Below are 15,314 nucleotides of genomic sequence, written 5' to 3'. Positions count from 1 at the left end.
TGGAAAACCCTGATGCCCGACGCCCCTGTTTTGCTCAAATCCATCCGCAGCCACTTTCTGGGCGGCGCCGAGGCCGTGGCGGGCGGCGTGCCGATGCAGCAACAGCAAGTGGTGGACAACGCGTCGGCCCGGCTGGTCGACATGAACGGCGGCTACAGCGTCGGCCAGTTGTACGTGCAGGAATACCGGCTGGCCCAGCCGCGCCACCCCTACCCCATCCTGCTTTGGCATGGCGGCGGCATGACGGGCGCGCAATGGGAAAGCACGCCCGATGGCCGCGAGGGCTGGCTGTGGCGCTTGCTGCAAGCGGGCTATGACGTGTTTGTGTCCGACGCGCCCGAACGGGGCCGCGCGTCGTGGGCGATGTATCCGCAGGTGTACGACAGTGCGCCCATCTTCCGCTCCAAGGAAGAAGCGTGGCGGCTGTTCCGCATCGGCCCGGCCGACGGCTATGCGCCCGCGGGCCAGCCCCGCCACGCGTACCCCGCGCAGCAATTTCCCATCGACGCCTTCGACACGTTTTCCAAGCAGTTCGTGCCGCGCTGGCTGACTCACGGCGACATGGCGCTGGACGCCTACCGCCAATTGCTGGACCTGGCCGGCCCCTGCATTGTCATCGGACACAGCCAGGGCGGCGGCTTCGCCACCCTGCTCGCCCAGGAATACGCGGCCACCGTGCGCGCGGTGGTCGCCGTCGAACCGACGGGTACGCCCGCCACGGCTCCCTGCCAGTTGCCGCCGCAACTGCTGGTCTGGGGCGATCACTTTGGCGCGGACGACACCTGGCAGCGCTACCGCGCCCAGACGGACGCCTACTGGAACGCTCTGCGCACAGCCGGCCAACGCGCCGATGTGCTGGACCTGCCCGCCGCCGGCATCGCCGGCAATTCCCATTTCTGCATGCTGGACCGCAACAGCGACCAGATAGCCGGATTGATCGTCGATTGGCTGAACCGCAGCCTCGACTAACCTTCGCCTGGAGACACCGATGAATTTCAAGAAATCCACCCTTGCCCTGGCGCTGCTGACCGGCGCGACGCTGGCCGCCGGCGCCGCCTCGGCGCAGCAAGCCGCCGACTACCCTGCCAAGCCCCTGCGCCTGATCGTGCCGTTCGCCCCGGGCGGCACGGCCGACATCATCGGCCGCGTGTTCGCCGCCCAACTGGGCACCGAGCTGGGCGCCACCGTCGTCGTGGAAAACAAGGCGGGCGCAGGCGGCTCGATCGGCACGCGTTACGTGGCCGATTCCGCACCCGACGGCTACATCCTGCTGCTGGCGTCGTCCAGCACCCACGGCACCAACCCGGCCGTGTACAAGTCGTTGACGTATGACGCCGTGCAGGACTTCACCGCCATCACGCAACTGGTCACCGTGCCGGGCGTGCTGAGCGTCACCAAGGACTTCCCGGCCACCGACCTGAACGCGCTGATCGCGGTTTCCAAGGCCAACCCGGACAAGTACACCTACGCCTCGTCGGGCGCGGGCGGCCTGGGCAACCTGGCCATGGAACTGATGAAGTCGATGACGGGTTCCAAGCTCATGCACATCGCCTACCGTGGCGCGGGCCCGGCCTTCACCGACGTGATCAGCGGCCAGGTGTCGATGATCTGGGAACCGGTGCCGGCCTCGCTGCCCTACATCAAGGGCGGCCAGATTCGTCCCATCGCCATCGCCGCCGACACGCGTTCGCCGGAACTGCCCGACACGCCGACCTTCAAGGAAGCCGGCCTGCCGCGCTACGAAGCCAACGCCTGGAACGGCCTGCTGGCGCCCAAGGGCCTGCCGGAAGACGTGAAGAAGAAGCTGCACGACGCTTCCGTGAAGGCGCTGAACACGCCCGAAGTGAAGGCCAAGATGGCGAGCCTGGGCGGCACCGTAGTCGCCGGCACGTCGGATGAATTCCAGCAAGTGATCGCAAGCGACGTGAAGAAGTGGAAGAACGTGGCGGCCGACGCCAAGATCCAGCTGGATCAATAACTCGCGGCACAACGTCAAACGCCCCGGGAAAGCCAGGCTTTCCCGGGGCGTTTGACGTTGGCGGCCAGCCGATGCATGGGTGGCTCGCGTCAGCCGATTCGGAATTCGGCTATTGCTTCATCCCGATACGGCCTTAGTCTGAAGCATCAAGCGCCAATCAGCGCGGCCTGCGCGCCCCGGCCCAGCGCCGGCGCATCGGCATCGATCACCTGCCCGCCCGCCTGCAACTTGAACACGGCCACCGCCTCGCGCAAACGTTGCGCTTGCGCTTCCAGCGATGCGGCGCTTGCCGCGGCCTGTTCCACCAGCGCAGCGTTTTGCTGCGTCACGCTGTCCATCTGCGACACCGCCTGATTCACCTGCTGAATCCCTTGCGATTGTTCTTCGGACGCGCTGGAAATCTCGTTGATGATGTCCGTCACGCGGCGCACCGACGTCACAATCTCTTCCATCGTCGCGCCCGCGGCTTCCACCTGATCCGACCCGATCGACACCTTTTGCACGGAATCGTCGATCAAGCCCTTGATTTCCTTGGCCGCCTGGCCGCTGCGCTGCGCCAGGGCGCGCACTTCGCTGGCCACCACGGCAAAGCCCTTGCCCTGCTCGCCCGCACGCGCGGCTTCCACCGCGGCGTTCAGGGCCAGGATGTTGGTCTGGAACGCAATGCCGTCGATCACGCCGACGATGTCGGCGATGCGCTTGGAGCTATCAGCAATGCCGCGCATCGTGCCCACCACGTCGCCCACGGCCTTGCCGCCGCGCGTGGCCACTTCGGACGCCGCCGTCGCCAATTGCGAGGCGCTGCGCGAACTGTCGGCGTTGTTCTTCACGGTGGACGACAGCTCGTCCATGCTGGCGGCCGTTTCTTCAAGCGAAGCTGCCTGCTGCTCGGTACGCGAAGACAAGTCGATGTTGCCGGCCGCGATCTCGCGCGAACCGGTGTGGATTTCTTCCACGCCCAGACGCACGGCCGACACGGTGCGCGCCAGGCTGTCCTGCATACGCTTGACGGCGGCGTACAGCACGCCGATTTCGTTGTCGCCGCGTTGCTCGATGCGGTTGCTCAAGTCGCCGCCCGCGATGCGGTCAAACAAACGGCCTGCTTCATGCAAGGGGCGGAAAACGGAGCGGGCGAAGATGACGTACAGGCTCACCACCAGCACCGCCACCACCCCCAGCAAACCAATCAGCAGCACGATGGCGCCGTTGATGCGCGAGGACGCATCGCGCGCCACGCGCTGGCCGATTTCGTCCGCGTAGTCCACGTACTTCTCGATGGCCTGCGTAAAGGCGATGCCCAGCGGCGTGACCTTTTCCAGGTTCAGGCGGCTGGCGTCCTGCGGCTTGCCAGCGCGAATGGCCGCCACCATCGGCGCGATAGCGTCGCGCTGATAGACGTCATAGGCGGCCAACGCGGCGTCGAACAAGGGCTTACCTACTGCCGACGTTTCGGGTTGCTTGCGCGCTACGTCTATCAAGGCAGACGCTTTTTTCGTATAGCCGTCCAAACGCTGCATGCTGGGCAGGCTGTCGATGCTCTTGCCTTCGATCAGCGCGCTCTGGGCGGCCAGCAAGACGAGACGCGCGCGCAGCAGCTCGGCAGCCGCGCCGTCCACGGCATTGGCGCGCACCAGGTTCGTGTCCAGCAAGACTTCAATGGACGTGCGGTTAGACGTGAGTTGCTGATAGACGGCCACGCCGGTGACCAGGAAAAGGCCAAAAAAGACGGCCAGGGCGGTCGTCAAAATGGCGCGGATACTTAAATTCTTGAACATATAGGTCACTCCGGTTTGCATAACGCTCCCCGGGTTAACGACCTCATGCAATGAAAAGTTAAATATCTCATTGGGTTACAGCGCGCTGACCGCGCTCCCTCTGGCGGCAGCCCCACGGCGCCCCGTTTTCCGGCGCGCATGCTTGCCACTAACGTGTGAATGAACTACGGTCGCTGAGCACTCTAGATTACGGTCGCTGAGCACTCTAGATGCGAGCAAGCGGGGACGCTATTAGCAAGATCGACCGAGTAATAACGGGGAGGCATCAACATGAAGTTGCAGCAAGTGTTCGACTTTCTGGCGGTCACGCAACATGGCAGCGTGCACGCGGCAGCCCGCGCCACCGGGCAAACTCAACCGGCAATGACCAAATCCCTGCGACGGCTGGAGCGCACGCTGGGATTACCGTTGTTCGACAGGCACGCCAAAGGCATGCGGCCCAACGACTACGGCAAACGCTTTCTTCCTCACGCCCAGCATTTGGTGCATGAAACCAAACGCGCGCGCGACACCATGTCGCAAATACGCGGCGAACGCATGGGCACGGTGCAATATGGCATCTCGGCGGCGGCATCGGTGTTGCTGGCGCCGTCCGCCATCCAGCGCTTTCGGCAGGTCTACCCCGAAGTCCAGCTCAGTTGCCGCAGCGGGCTTTACCACACGCTGACGCCGTTGCTGCGCGATGGCCAACTCGACTTCGCCATCTGCCCGGTGAATGCAGAGAACGCGGATTCACAGCTGAAGGTGCGCGCGCTGATCGACAGTCCGCTGGTGGTGGCGGCGCGCCGGGATCACCCGCTGCGCCAAGCGCGCACGATGTATGAATTGCAGGACGTGGTGTTCACCGTTGCCGGGCCGCCCGGCCAGCCCGGTGCGGCGGTCTACAAGGTGTTTGACGACGCCGGGCTGGGCGCGCCGCGCGTGGATATGTACACGGATGGCCTGATCGACGCGGCAGCGTTGGTGGCCAACAGTGATCGCATGGCGCTGCTGCCCACCGCGCTGATCACCACCGGCATGCTGCGCGAACAGCTTGAAATCGTGCCGGTGTCGGAACCCTTGCCCAGCTATGCCATCGGCCTGTTCCAGCGCAGCGCACATCCGCTGACGCCGGCCGCCGAAGAACTGGCGACGCAATTCGAGCGCGAAGCCACGCACTTTCGCAACGCCGCGTCATAGCAGCAAGACCTAGCGCGTTTTCCGTTCGCTCCCACGTGACAATGCCTGCCGGTTTGGCAGGCATTGTTGCTTGTGGCTTGTGGGGCGGAGTTACTTCAGCCAAACGCGCGCGTTGCGGAAGATGCGCATCCACGGGCTGTACGCGCCGCCCGTGTCGGCATTGCCCCACTTCTCGGGCGCCCACGACATCATGACGTTGCGGGTCACGCGTTCCGGGTGCGGCATCATGACCGTGAAGCGGCCATCGGCAGTGGTGACGGACGTCAGGCCGCCCGGGCTGCCGTTCGGGTTGAACGGGTAGGCCTCGGTGGCTTGGCCACGGTTGTCGATATAGCGCGCGGCGGCCAGCACGCGGCTAGCGTCGCCCTGCTGCGAGAAGTCGGCAAAGCCTTCACCGTGCGCCACGGCCACGGGAATGCGAGCGCCTTCCATGCCGGCGAAGAAGATGGACGGCGACTTCGCCAATTCCACCATCGACAGACGGGCTTCGTACTTTTCCGACTGATTGCGCGTGAAGCGCGGCCAGTGCTCGGCGCCCGGAATCATCGGGGCCAACGCGGCCATCATCTGGCAGCCATTGCACACGCCCAGCGCGAACGTATCGGGGCGCGCGAAGTACGCGGCGAACTGATCCGACAGCTTGCTGTTGAAGCGGATGGTGCGCGCCCAGCCTTCGCCTGCGCCCAGCACGTCGCCGTAGCTGAAGCCGCCCACGGCCACCAGGCCTTGCATCTGCGCCAGGTCCACGCGGCCAGCCAACAGGTCGGTCATGTGGACGTCGATGGCTTCAAAGCCCGAGGTGTCAAACGCCCAGGCCATTTCCACCTGGCTGTTGCAACCCTGCTCGCGCAGGATGGCCACGCGCGGACGCGTGCCGGTGTTGATGAAGGGCGCGGCGATGTTCTCTTGCGGGTCGAAGGACACGTTCGGGCTCATGCCCGGGTCGGTCGTATCGTTCCAGACGTCAAGTTCAGCCTGCGCGCACGCCGGGTTGTCGCGGCGCGACATGATGCGGTAAGACACTTCGCTCCAGGCGCGGCCGAGTTCAGCGCGCGGCTGGCCCCAGACCTTCTTGCCGTCGCGATAGAACTCGACTTCGTCGGCGCCATTCAGGCCGCCGATCACGTGCGAGTGGGCCGACAGGCCCGCGCCGCGCAGCACTTGCATGACGGCGTCGCGTTGCGATGCCGGCACCTGGATCACGGCGCCCGCCTCTTCCGAGAACAGCGCCTTGAGCGTCAGTTCTTCGCGCTGCACCTTCACTTGATCCGGGCGAATCTTGTAGTCGCCCCAATCCGCCGATTGCGGATCGAACGTCAGCATGTCCAGATTCACCGAGATACCAGTGCGGCCAGCGAAGGCCATTTCGGTCAGCGTGGCGAACAGGCCGCCGTCGGAACGGTCGTGGTAAGCCAGAATGGTGCCGGCTTCGGCCAGCGTGCGGATCGTGATGAAGAACGCGCGCAGCTCTTGCGGCGCGTCGATGTCCGGCACGGTTTCGCCGACCTGGTTGTACGTCTGCGCCAGAATCGAACCACCCATGCGGTGACGGCCACGGCCCAGATCAATCAGGATCAGCACGCTGTCGCCCGCGTCGGTGCGAAGCTGCGGCGTCAGGCTGGCGCGCACGTCGGCAACGGGTGCAAACGCCGTCACCACCAGCGACACCGGCGCCACCACTTGGCGCTGTTCGCCGTCCTGTTCCCAGGACGTCTTCATGGACAGCGAATCCTTGCCCACCGGAATGGACAGGCCGGTCGCCTGGCACAGTTCGCTGACGGCGGACACGGTGTCATACAGCGCGGCGTCCTGGCCGTCGACGCCGCAAGCGGCCATCCAGTTGGCGGACAGCTTGATGTCTTCCAGGCGCGCCACGTCGGCGGCGGCCAGGTTGGTCAGGGCTTCGGCCACGGCCATGCGGCCGGACGCCGGGGCGTCGAGCATGGCGATGGGGGTGCGTTCGCCCATCGACATCGCTTCGCCGCGGAAGCCTTCGTAGTCAGCCAAGGTCACCGCGCAATCAGCCACCGGCACTTGCCACGGGCCCACCATCTGGTCGCGGCTGGACAGCCCGCCCACGGTGCGATCACCGATGGTGATCAGGAAGGACTTGTTGGCGACCGTCGGGTGACGCAGCACACGGTAGGCGGCTTCGGTCAGGTCGATGCCGGCCAGATCCAGCGGCGCGGACACGCCCGGCAGGCGGCGCACGTCGCGCGTCATGCGCGGCGGCTTGCCCAGGATGACGTCGATCGGCACATCCACGGGGCGCACTTCGGCGTCGCCTTGCGGGCGAATGGTATCCAGGCCGGGCAAGCCCTCTCCATCCACCACGCGCAGCTGGCGTTCTTCGGTGGCCACGCCCACCACCGCGTACGGGCAGCGTTCGCGGCGGGCGATGGCGTCAAAGCGTTCCAGGTCTTTCGGCAGAATCGACAGAACATAGCGTTCCTGCGATTCATTGCTCCAGATTTCAGCGGGCGACAAGCCAGACTCTTCCAGCGGCACCCGCTTCAGATCAAAGATGGCGCCACGGCCGGCGTCGTTGACCAATTCCGGGAAGGCATTGGACAAGCCGCCCGCGCCCACGTCGTGGATGGCGATGATGGGGTTGTTTTCGGCCTGCTGCCAGCAGCGGTCAATGACTTCCTGCGCCCGGCGTTCGATTTCCGGGTTGCCGCGCTGGACGGAATCAAAGTCCAGTTCGGCCGAGTTGCTGCCCATGCTGATGCTGGAGGCCGCGCCGCCGCCCATGCCGATACGGAAGCCCGGGCCGCCCAGCTGAATCAGCAGTGCGCCAGGGGGAATCACGTCTTTGTGGGTCAGGCCCGCGTCGATGCTGCCCAGGCCGCCCGCAATCATGATGGGCTTGTGATAGCCCCAGCGCGTACCGCCAGCGGTCTGCTCGAACGAGCGGAAGTAGCCCAGCAAGTTGGGCCGGCCGAATTCGTTGTTGAACGCCGCGCCGCCGATGGGGCCGTCGATCATGATGGACAGCGGCGATGCAATGCGCTCGGGCAGGCCGTGGTGGTCGGCTTCCCAGGGTTGCAGCGCGTCGTCGAAACGCAGGTGCGACACGGTGAAGCCGGTCAGGCCGGCCTTGGGCTTGGAGCCGCGGCCCGTTGCGCCTTCGTCGCGGATTTCCCCGCCCGCGCCCGTGGACGCGCCCGGGAACGGGGCGATGGCGGTCGGGTGGTTGTGCGTTTCCACCTTCATCAAGGTGTGCACGGTGGTGTCGCGGCGGATGTACTTGGCGCCGTCAGCGCCCTCGCCCGTGACGCCGGGCACGCCGGCCTGGAAGCGCTGCGCGGGGCCGCCTTCCATGATGGCGGCGTTGTCCGAGTACGCCACGACGGTGCCTTCCGGCTGCGCCTTGTGCGTGGCGCGGATCATGCCAAACAGCGTGTTGGGCTGCGACTGGCCGTCGATCACCCATTCGGCGTTGAAGATCTTGTGGCGGCAATGTTCGCTATTGGCTTGCGCGAACATCATCAGTTCCACATCGGTGGGGTCGCGGCCCAGGTCGGTGAACGACTTGGCCAGATATTCGATTTCGTCTTCCGACAGGGCCAGGCCCAGCGAAATATTGGCTTCGGCCAGGGCTTGCACGCCGTTGGCCTGAACACCAACCGTGCGCATGGGCTTGCCGGCCAGCGTCTGGAACAGCGCCTGGCCGTCGAAGCTGGCGTCAACCACGGTTTCGGTCATGCGGTCGTGCAGGCAATCGGCCGCGCGCGCCAGCATGGCGTCGTCAAACGATTTGGTGCCGAGCAGGCCGCGTTCGGGGGTGATCACGTAACGCACGCCGCGTTCGATGCGGTGCACCGACGACAAGCCACAGTTGTGGGCGATGTCGGTGGCCTTGCTGGCCCACGGGGAAATGGTGCCCAGGCGGGGAATGACCAGCAGGGACAGGCTCTTGGCCGGTGCGTCGGCCGTGCTGGGCGTGCCGTAGTCCAGCAGTTGGGTCAGGTGTTGCTGCTGTTCGGCCGTCAACGCGGCGTCGGTGCTGACGAAGTGCTCGTAACGAGCGGAGATGTCGGCCACCGGCAGGCCGGCTTCCTTCAATTGCGCCAGTAGGCGATCGCGACGAAAGGAGGACAGGACGGAGGAACCAGGCAGATGCTGAACTAGGGACACGATGCGGGCGCCGTATAAGGATGGGTGCAAAAAGTGATTTTACCTGTTTAGGGGGTTTTCCCGGAGTGCTTATTCAACAAGCGTTCAAGAACCGTTCAAGAAACTTGCCAACGCCCGCTTTTCGCCATTGTTACAAAAGAATTCCGCGGACCTTGCACCCGGATGGTGCGTAGCAATATTCCGGTAAAGCCCTAGAGGCATCGCGGTTTATCCGCCGCCCCGCGGCCCTGCCCAGGCCTCGCCTGACGCAATGCAGCATGTTGTTGTCGCCCCGCACCACGGGAAAACACGAGCTATCGCGCCCCCGGGGCAACGGTAGGATGCAGCGACTCTCAATAGAAAGCGCGCCTAGCGCCCTGCCGTCGCCTCACCCCATGTCCCGTTCCGAAGCCCCCGCCGAGCCTGTCGAACCGATCATCCCTGTTGAATCCGATCCCGCCGTCCGGGTGCCGCTCGCCATTGAAGACTGGCTGGCCGTGATCCTGCTGGCGGCGCTGGCGCTGATCACGTTCGCCAACGTGCTGGTGCGCTATTTCACCGACCAGTCGTTCGCCTGGACCGAAGAAATTTCGGTATTCCTGCTGATCGTGCTGACCATGGCGGGCGGCAGCGTGGCGTTCGTGCGCAACCACCACATCCGCATCGAAATCCTGGCCGACAGCGGTTCCCCGCGCCGCCAGCGCATCATGGCGCTGATTTCCAACGGCTGCGTGCTGGCGTTCTTCCTGCTGCTGACCGTGCTGTCGGTAAAGCTCGTGTCTGACGAATACCTCTACGAAGAAACCTCGCCCGCGATCGGCGTGCCGACCTGGTGGTATTCGATCTGGCTGCCCGTGATGGCGGCCGCGATTTCGCTGCGCACGATCGGCACGATCCGCCGCATCGCCCGGGGCGCCGACACAAAATGATCGCCACCCTCTTGTTCGTTGTCTTCATCGTGCTGATGCTGATCGGCGTGCCGGTTGGCGTGGCGCTGGGTATTGGCGGCACCGTCGCCATCGTGCTGTCCAACCTGGACACGCCCTGGTATGGCCTGTTGACCGTGCCGCAGAACTTCTACGCCGGGCTGGCCAAGTACCCGCTGCTGGCGATTCCGATGTTCGTGCTGGTGGGCTCCATTTTCGACCGCTCGGGCGTGGCCAAGCGGCTGGTGGACTTTGCCATCGCCATCGTGGGCCGTGGCCCGGGCATGCTGCCGCTGGTGTCGATTGCGGTGGCCATGTTCCTGGGCGGCATCTCGGGCTCCGGCCCGGCCTGCGCGGCGGCAGTGGGCGCGGTGATGATCACGGCCATGTCGCGCGCGGGCTATCCCGGCTCGTTCTCGGCAGCGGTTGTGGCCGCCGGCGCGGCTACCGACATCCTGATCCCGCCGTCAGTGGCCTTCATCATTTACTCGGTGCTGGTGCCGGGCGCGTCCGTGCCGGCCCTGTTCGCCGCGGGCATGATCCCCGGCATTCTGGCCGGCTTCGCGCTGATCATTCCGGCCGTGTGGCTGTCGCGCAAATACAAGATGGGCGCGCTGGAAGCCCACCTGCCCCGCCCGCCTTTCTGGGCCAGCCTGCGCGAAGCGTCGTGGGGGCTGGCCGCGCCCGTGCTGATTCTGGGCGGCATGCGCATGGGCTGGTTCACGCCAACCGAGGCCGCCGTCGTCGCCGTGTTCTACGGTTTGTTCGTGGGCGGCTTCATTCACCGCACCATCAAGTTCCGCGACCTGTACAAGATTCTGCGCGAAGCCGCCGAGCTGTCCGCCGTAATCATGCTGGTGGTGACGCTGGCCGGCATCTTCGCCTGGGCCTTGTCCACGCTGAGCGTGATCGACCCGATCACCAACGCCATCGTCAATTCCGGCTTGGGCGAATGGGGCGTGCTGTCGCTGCTGATTTTGCTGCTGATGACGGTCGGCATGTTCCTGGATGGCATTTCGATCTTTCTGATTTTCGTGCCGCTGCTGATGCCGATCGCCAACGCCTACGGCTGGGACCCGGTGTGGTTCGGCGTGATCCTGACATTGAAGGTGGCGCTAGGCCAATTCACCCCGCCGCTGGCCGTGAACCTGATGGTGTCGTGCCGCATTGCGCGCGTGCCGATGGAGTCCACGGTGCGCTGGGTGGTGTGGCTGCTAGGCGCGATGTTCCTGGTGCTGGTGGCGGTGCTGGTGTTCCCGCAGCTGGCGCTGTGGTTGCCAAAAAAGCTGGGCTATTGAAGTGCAGGTTCTCAACACAACAACAGACACACTCGCAAAGAGAGGAGACATCGCATGAACTTCCGCAACCTGATCGGCGCCGCGCTGTGCGCCGCAGCCGCCGTCGGCATGACGCCGGCGCACGCGCAGAACTACAAGCCCGAATACAAGCTGTCGATTGTCGTGGGCACCACCTTCCCGTGGGGCCAGGGCGCCGAGATCTGGTCCAAGCTGGTGCGCGAGCGCACCGATGGCCGCATCAACATCAAGGTCTATCCGGGCACATCGCTGGTGCAAGGTGACCAGACGCGCGAATTCACCGCCATCCGCCAAGGCGTGATCGACATGGCCGTGGGCTCAACCATCAACTGGTCGCCGCAGGTCAAGCAGCTGAACCTGTTCTCGCTGCCCTTCCTGATGCCCGACTACGCCGCCATCGACGCGCTGGTGCAAGGCGATGTGGGCAAAGAGATGTTCAAACTGATCGAAAAGGCGGGCGTCGTGCCGCTGGCATGGGGCGAGAACGGCTACCGCCAGATCAGCAATTCCAAGCGTGAAATCAAGAAGCCCGAAGACATGAAGGGCATGAAGCTGCGCGTGGTGGGTTCGCCGCTGTACATCGACACGTTCACCGCGCTGGGCGCCAACCCCACGCAGATGAGCTGGGCCGATGCGCAGCCGGCATTGGCCAGCGGCGCGGTGGATGGCCAGGAAAACCCCCTGTCCATCTACACCGGCTCCAAGCTGTACACCGTGGGCCAGAAGTACCTGACCCTGTGGAACTACGTGGCCGACCCGCTGATCTTCGTGGTGAACCGCGAAGTGTGGAATTCGTGGTCGGAAAAAGACCGCGACATCGTGCGCCAGGCGGCATTGGATGCCGGCAAGCAGCAGATCGTGATTGCGCGCAAGGGCGTCACGCCGGAAGACCCGTCGTTGCTGAAGGAAATTGAAGGCCACGGCGTCACGGTCACGTCCTTGTCGCCGGCCGAGCACGACGCGTTCGCCAAGGTGACGCAGCCCGTTTACGACAAGTGGAAAAAGCAGATCGGCGAAGACCTGGTCAACATGGCCGAGAAGTCCATCGCCGCGCGCAAGAAGTAAACCGTACCGACTTAGCAGCAAGCCCCAGGGGAACGGCGGCGCAAGCCGCCAAACCGAGGCAGGGACGTCAGATCCCTCCCAACCAAACAGGCGCCAGCCACAAGCTGGCGCCTGTTTCCTTTTGGGGGTATGGGCCGATCAGCCCGGATAGCTGACTTCCAGAATATCCAGCTCTTCAATGCCGCCCGGCGTGCGCAGCACCACCGTGTCGCCTTCCTTCGCCTTGATCAACGCGCGCGCCACGGGGGAAATCCAGCTGATTTTCCCGGCCAAGGGTTCGGCTTCGTCCACACCCACGATGGTGACTTTGTGCTCTTCGCCGGCCTTGTCCGAATACAGCACCGTGGCGCCGAAGAACACCTGGTCGCGGTTGGGCTGGATGGCCGGGTCAACCACTTCGGCGATGTCCAGCCGTTTGGTCAAAAAGCGCATGCGGCGGTCGATTTCGCGCAGGCGCTTCTTGCCGTAAAGATAGTCGCCGTTTTCCGAGCGGTCGCCGTTGGAGGCGGCCCAGGACACCACTTGCACAACCGACGGGCGCTCGACGTTCATCAAGTGCGTGAGTTCGGCGCGCAGGCGTTCGTAGCCTTCGGGCGTCATGTAGTTCTTGGTGCCTGCCGGCAGCGCTTGGGCTTGCGGCAGATCGTCATCGTCGTCGTTGTCCGACTCTTTCACAAAGGCTTTGTTCATAGCGGCTGCGCCGCAATGGCGCGATCCCAGTCAATGGCTTGCAGGATGGGCGGCGGCGCCGCCCGCGTCAGAACCAGTCGTGCCAGACTGGCTTCAAGTCGGACGGCAGCGAGGGCAAACGGCCCAGGTCGATCCGGCTTTCCTTGGGACTGTGAAAGTCCGAACCGCGCGAGGCCAGAAAGCCGTAGCGGCGTGCAACGTCGGCGTATTGGCGGGCCTCTTCGACGGTGTGGCTGCCCGTCGTAACTTCGATGCCTTCGCCGCCCAGTTGCAGGAATTCGTCGAACAGCGCGGCGAATTGCAAGGGGGTGTATTTGTAGCGGCCCGGGTGGGCGATGACGGCGCGGCCGCCCGCGCCGCGAATCCAGCCCACCGCTTCGGCCAAGGTGGCCCATTGCATGGGCACGTGGCCGGGGCGGTCGTCGCCCAGGTGCTTGGTGAAGACGGTTTGCACATCGGGGCAGTAGCCGGCTTCGACCAGATAGCGCGCAAAGTGCGTGCGGCTGATCAGTTCAGGGTTGCCGGCGAAAGGCAGCGCGCCTTCATACGCGCCGGGCATGCCCATATCGGCCAGCCGGTCGCCGATGCGTTTGGCGCGTTCGGCGCGGCCCGAGCGCGTTTTGCGCAAGCCCTCGACCAGCGCAGTGTTGGCCGGGTCAAAGCGCAGGCCCACGATGTGCACCGTCAACCCCGCCCACGTCACCGAGATTTCCACGCCCGTGGCGAATCGCATGCCCAGGTCTTCGGCCGCCCGCGCGGCTTCGGCCAGGCCGCCCACTTCGTCGTGATCCGTCAGCGCCCAGACGTCCACGCCATTGCCGTGCGCGCGCTGCGCCACGTCGCGGGGCGCAAGCGCGCCGTCCGAAACGGTGGAATGGCAGTGGAGATCGATGTTCAAGGTGGGCGATGTCATCGGGCTATTGTAGAGAAGGCCCGGCGCGGTGGATAGCGCCGGGCTGTCCCCATAATCGCGGGGCGGACGGTCACGGCGGCATTCAGGGCAATGAATCCGGACCAATAATCAGGCCCAATAATCAGGACCACAATTCCGCGCCTGCCATGCCGGGCCGCAGATCACGCCAGCAAGAACGCCGCCACCGGTTCTACCTGCGCGTCCGCAATCAGCGTGGGGGCATGGCCCACGCCAGGCACTTCCATGGCCTGCGCGCGCGGATGCCGTTTCAGCATTTCGTCAACCGTGGCGCGCGTCAGCAAGTCGGACTTTTCGCCGCGCACGATCAGCACGGGGCAAGGCGTCGCATCATAGGACCGCCACAGAATCTGTTCGCCCGCCGCCAGTTCTTCAGGCGTTTGCGCGGCCAGCGCCTGGGCCAGCGCCAGGTCATAGTGCTTGACCCATTTGCCGCCCTGTTCCGGGTACAGGTACTGCGCCAGGTCCGCCCATTGCGCATCGGTATGCGGGCCAAAGGTCTCGGAATTGGCGCGCATGGTGGCCACCGCTTCCTCAAACGTGGCGAATTCGCCCGGCTCGCCCACATACTGGCCAATGCGCGACAAGGCGCCCGTTTCCAGGCGCGGGCCGACATCGTTCAGCACCAGCTTGTCCAATCGAATGCCCTGGCCGGGCGGCAGCATGCCCGCGTGCGGGCGCATGGCCTGCATGGCGGCCGCAAACACAGCCGCGCCCGACAGCGCCATTCCGATCAGCCCGCCCATCGAAGTGCCCACCCACGCCAGCCGGCCCGGCTGCAACCGTGCAATCAACGTGACCATGTCGGACACGTACTGCGGCACCGTGTAGAACACCGGGTTCGCCAGCCAGTCTGACCGGCCGCGCCCCACTACATCGGGGCAAACCACCCGGTATTCGCCGGCCAGCCGGCGGGCCAGCACATCGAAATCCCGGCCGCTGCGGGTCAGGCCATGCACGCAGAGCAGCACCCGGTCGTTGGCGGGGTCGCCCCATTCCCAGTAGGCCATCCGGTGCAAACCGGCCGGGCTGGCGCAAGTGACGAAGTCCAATCGGGGCTGCTGGGTGGCGTCCACCATCTATACACTCCACAAACCGGCGCACGCCAAGACGGCGGCACAACAGGGCGGACTAGTGTAATCGCGCTACCCGCACATGCACATGAATGGGGCGGGCAGGCCTGCGCAATGTCGGCCGCGCGCCGCACTGCTTGCCCGTGCTGGACACTGCGCCCGCGCCTCGCTACGATCACCCCATTCTCTTCGGCGCCCCCGGCAGGAAATTGCATTTTTCTATCGCGCCGATCCATTCATTAAATTGGAATCGGCCGCCGCT

The 15,314-nt window shown here is 65.1% G+C and carries 11 protein-coding genes; 6 read left to right on the top strand and 5 right to left on the bottom strand.

What is annotated here, in order from left to right:
- Positions 1-12: 12 nt before the first annotated feature.
- Positions 13-969, top strand: coding sequence for an alpha/beta fold hydrolase (locus tag ACFZAI_RS13690; RefSeq protein WP_391567363.1), 957 nt, complete (start codon positions 13-15; stop codon positions 967-969).
- Positions 970-988: 19 nt separating this feature from the next.
- Complete coding sequence (locus tag ACFZAI_RS13685) at positions 989-1,978, top strand: Bug family tripartite tricarboxylate transporter substrate binding protein (protein WP_391567362.1); 990 nt, start codon at positions 989-991, stop codon at positions 1,976-1,978.
- A 146-nt stretch (positions 1,979-2,124) separates the two neighbouring features.
- On the opposite strand, the gene ACFZAI_RS13680 is transcribed toward ACFZAI_RS13685, so the two are convergent.
- A complete protein-coding gene (locus tag ACFZAI_RS13680) occupies positions 2,125-3,753 on the bottom strand; it encodes a methyl-accepting chemotaxis protein (protein WP_391567360.1) in 1,629 nt (542 codons plus the stop codon).
- Between the two features lie 270 nt (positions 3,754-4,023).
- Between ACFZAI_RS13680 and ACFZAI_RS13675 the strand changes: the two genes are divergently transcribed.
- Complete coding sequence (locus tag ACFZAI_RS13675) at positions 4,024-4,932, top strand: LysR substrate-binding domain-containing protein (RefSeq protein ID WP_391567359.1); 909 nt, start codon at positions 4,024-4,026, stop codon at positions 4,930-4,932.
- Positions 4,933-5,022: 90 nt separating this feature from the next.
- Here the strand turns inward: ACFZAI_RS13675 and purL are convergent, their stop codons facing one another.
- Complete coding sequence (gene purL / locus ACFZAI_RS13670; protein ID WP_391567357.1) at positions 5,023-9,072, bottom strand: phosphoribosylformylglycinamidine synthase; 4,050 nt, start codon at positions 9,070-9,072, stop codon at positions 5,023-5,025.
- Between the two features lie 374 nt (positions 9,073-9,446).
- Between purL and ACFZAI_RS13665 the strand changes: the two genes are divergently transcribed.
- From ACFZAI_RS13665 to ACFZAI_RS13655, 3 genes are read left to right on the top strand one after another with little or no spacing between them, the layout of a single operon-like run.
- Positions 9,447-9,980, top strand: a complete 534-nt coding sequence (locus tag ACFZAI_RS13665; RefSeq protein WP_391567356.1) for a TRAP transporter small permease — start codon at positions 9,447-9,449, stop codon at positions 9,978-9,980.
- Positions 9,977-11,275, top strand: coding sequence for a TRAP transporter large permease (locus ACFZAI_RS13660; RefSeq protein ID WP_054425271.1), 1,299 nt, complete (start codon positions 9,977-9,979; stop codon positions 11,273-11,275). Before ACFZAI_RS13665 ends, ACFZAI_RS13660 begins: the two co-directional genes overlap by 4 nt.
- Before the next feature lie 54 nt (positions 11,276-11,329).
- On the top strand, positions 11,330-12,358 hold the full coding sequence (locus ACFZAI_RS13655; protein WP_391567355.1) for a DctP family TRAP transporter solute-binding subunit: 1,029 nt from the start codon (positions 11,330-11,332) through the stop codon (positions 12,356-12,358).
- A gap of 138 nt (positions 12,359-12,496) precedes the next feature.
- On the opposite strand, the gene greB is transcribed toward ACFZAI_RS13655, so the two are convergent.
- The 3 genes from greB to ACFZAI_RS13640 all read right to left on the bottom strand — a co-directional run bounded on the left by greB (position 12,497) and on the right by ACFZAI_RS13640 (position 15,058).
- Entirely contained in the window at positions 12,497-13,048 is a 552-nt protein-coding gene (gene greB, locus ACFZAI_RS13650; protein WP_391567354.1) for a transcription elongation factor GreB, read from the bottom strand.
- A gap of 67 nt (positions 13,049-13,115) precedes the next feature.
- The gene (locus tag ACFZAI_RS13645) at positions 13,116-13,961 is read right to left on the bottom strand and encodes a 3',5'-nucleoside bisphosphate phosphatase (protein ID WP_391567353.1); all 846 of its coding nucleotides are present in this window, start codon (positions 13,959-13,961) and stop codon (positions 13,116-13,118) included.
- A 161-nt stretch (positions 13,962-14,122) separates the two neighbouring features.
- The gene (locus ACFZAI_RS13640; protein WP_391567352.1) at positions 14,123-15,058 is read right to left on the bottom strand and encodes an alpha/beta fold hydrolase; all 936 of its coding nucleotides are present in this window, start codon (positions 15,056-15,058) and stop codon (positions 14,123-14,125) included.
- Positions 15,059-15,314 lie beyond the last annotated feature (256 nt).

Source organism: Achromobacter sp. NPDC008082, assembly GCF_042957345.1.
Taxonomy (GTDB): domain Bacteria; phylum Pseudomonadota; class Gammaproteobacteria; order Burkholderiales; family Burkholderiaceae_B; genus Achromobacter; species Achromobacter kerstersii_A.
This window is presented reverse-complemented; position numbering and strand designations above follow the sequence as displayed.

Bases quoted from the DNA above. Each gene is read 5' to 3' on its own strand.
- ACFZAI_RS13645 (WP_391567353.1), bottom strand. From the start codon at position 13,961: ATGACATCGCCCACCTTGAACATCGATCTCCACTGCCATTCCACCGTT.
- ACFZAI_RS13655 (WP_391567355.1), top strand. From the start codon at position 11,330: ATGAACTTCCGCAACCTGATCGGCGCCGCGCTGTGCGCCGCAGCCGCC.
- ACFZAI_RS13680 (WP_391567360.1), bottom strand. From the start codon at position 3,753: ATGTTCAAGAATTTAAGTATCCGCGCCATTTTGACGACCGCCCTGGCC.
- ACFZAI_RS13690 (WP_391567363.1), top strand. From the start codon at position 13: ATGCCCGACGCCCCTGTTTTGCTCAAATCCATCCGCAGCCACTTTCTG.
- greB (WP_391567354.1), bottom strand. From the start codon at position 13,048: ATGAACAAAGCCTTTGTGAAAGAGTCGGACAACGACGACGATGACGAT.
- ACFZAI_RS13660 (WP_054425271.1), top strand. From the start codon at position 9,977: ATGATCGCCACCCTCTTGTTCGTTGTCTTCATCGTGCTGATGCTGATC.
- ACFZAI_RS13665 (WP_391567356.1), top strand. From the start codon at position 9,447: ATGTCCCGTTCCGAAGCCCCCGCCGAGCCTGTCGAACCGATCATCCCT.
- ACFZAI_RS13640 (WP_391567352.1), bottom strand. From the start codon at position 15,058: ATGGTGGACGCCACCCAGCAGCCCCGATTGGACTTCGTCACTTGCGCC.
- ACFZAI_RS13685 (WP_391567362.1), top strand. From the start codon at position 989: ATGAATTTCAAGAAATCCACCCTTGCCCTGGCGCTGCTGACCGGCGCG.
- ACFZAI_RS13675 (WP_391567359.1), top strand. From the start codon at position 4,024: ATGAAGTTGCAGCAAGTGTTCGACTTTCTGGCGGTCACGCAACATGGC.